The sequence below is a fragment of the Streptomyces sp. MZ04 genome, from assembly GCF_004684775.1.
GTDB lineage: Bacteria > Actinomycetota > Actinomycetes > Streptomycetales > Streptomycetaceae > Streptomyces.
The window spans coordinates 1-2,009 of record NZ_SRIC01000530.1; the positions used below are offsets into that span (position 1 = coordinate 1).

The following is a 2,009-nucleotide window of genomic DNA, read 5'->3' on the forward strand; positions in this document are numbered from 1 at the left end:
CCGAACTCCAGCAGACCCTCAAGGACTTCCTCGGGTCCAACCTGGACAAGGAGGACGAGATGATCGCGTGGGGCGCGAAGCGCTCCCCCGCGACCTACATCGACCAGATCAACAAGAACGGCGCGGCGGCACAGGGTTGCTCATATCCGGACGTTACGACACAAACACCGGCCGGGCACCCGCTCCGAAAACGCCTGAGGCGCCCCTCTCCGAAGAGGGGCGCCTCAGGCGGCGTACGACATACGAGGCGTCAGCCCATGAACTTCTTGAACTCGTCCGGAAGCTCGAAGTCCTTGCCCTGCTGACCCGCGGGGAGGCCGAAGGCGCCGCCTTCCTGAGCCCCCTGCTCGCGGCGGGCCGCGTCCTCCAGCTCCTGCTGCTTGCGCTTCATCGGGTTGCCGGAGCGCTGCTTGCCCTTGGCCTGCTTCTGCTTCTTCTTCTGCTTGCCGGGGCCGCCACCCATGCCCGGCATCCCGGGCATACCCGGCATGCCGCCGCCCTGGGCCATCCGCGACATCATCTTGCGGGCCTCGAAGAACCGCTCGACCAGGTTCTTGACGGCGCTGACCTCGACACCGGAACCCTTGGCGATACGGGCACGACGCGAGCCGTTGATGATCGTCGCGTCCTGCCGCTCGGCGGGCGTCATCGACTTGATGATCGCGGCGGTCCGGTCGACGTCCCGCTCATCGAGGTTGTTGATCTGGTCCTTGATCTGCCCCATGCCGGGCATCATGCCGAGCAGCTTGCTGATGCTGCCCATCTTCCTGACCTGCTCCATCTGGGCCAGGAAGTCGTCGAGCGTGAAGTCCTTGCCGCCCTTGCTGCTCTGCAGCTTGGCGGCCATCTTCTCGGCCTCTTGCTGGGAGAAGGTCTGCTCGGCCTTCTCGATGAGCGTGAGCATGTCGCCCATGCCGAGGATGCGGGACGCCATGCGGTCCGGGTGGAACGCGTCGAAGTCGTCCAGCTTCTCGCCGTTCGAGGCGAACATGATCTGGCGGCCGGTGACCTGCGCGATCGAAAGCGCGGCACCACCACGGGCGTCACCGTCGAGCTTCGAGAGCACGACACCGTCGAAGCCGACGCCGTCGCGGAAGGCCTCCGCCGTGTTGACGGCGTCCTGGCCGATCATCGCGTCGACGACGAAGAGGACCTCGTCGGGGCTGACGGCGTCGCGGATGTCCGCGGCCTGCTCCATCAGCTCCTGGTCGATGCCGAGGCGTCCGGCGGTGTCGACGATGACCACGTCGTACTGCTTGGACCTGGCGAACTCGACGGAGTCCTTGGCGACCTGGACCGGGTCGCCCACGCCGTTGCCCGGCTGGGGCGCGTAGACGCCGACGCCGGCGCGCTCGGCGACCACGGAGAGCTGGTTCACCGCGTTCGGGCGCTGGAGGTCACACGCCACGAGCAGCGGCGCGTGGCCCTGGCTCTTCAGCCAGAGGCCGAGCTTTCCGGCGAGGGTGGTCTTACCCGCGCCCTGCAGACCCGCGAGCATGATCACGGTGGGCGGGTTCTTGGCGAACCGCAGGCGTCGCGTCTCGCCGCCGAGGATGCCGATGAGCTCCTCGTTGACGATCTTGATGACCTGCTGGGCGGGGTTGAGCGCCTGGGAGACCTCGGCTCCGGCGGCGCGCTCCTTGACCTGCTTGATGAAGGCACGGACGACGGGCAGCGCGACATCCGCCTCGAGCAGGGCGATGCGGATCTCGCGGGCCGTGGCGTCGATGTCCGCCTCGGACAGGCGGCCCTTGCCCCGGAGGTTCTTGAATGTCGCTGCGAGGCGGTCGGAGAGAGTATCGAACACGGCGGTCGCGAATCCTCGGGTCGAAGGGGACAGGTCGCCCTCCAGGGTATCTGCTGGGCGCTGGAGGGTACCCCGCCCCTTCGGCTCTACGCTTTTACCCCTTTCTCAGGCGCGCAGAGGGTACGTACCCGTAGCGGGGACGCCGTGGAGTGGGGCCGGGGGATCCACCACCCCCTGTCTCTTATACACACATGCCGCTGCC

Annotated in this window: 1 protein-coding gene; it reads right to left on the reverse strand. The window is 67.4% G+C overall.

Annotated features, from left to right (window positions below):
- Positions 1-250 precede the first annotated feature (250 nt).
- A complete protein-coding gene (ffh, locus tag E2651_RS42840) occupies positions 251-1,807 on the reverse strand; it encodes a signal recognition particle protein (protein WP_135336668.1) in 1,557 nt (518 codons plus the stop codon).
- Between the last annotated feature and the right edge of the window lie 202 nt (positions 1,808-2,009).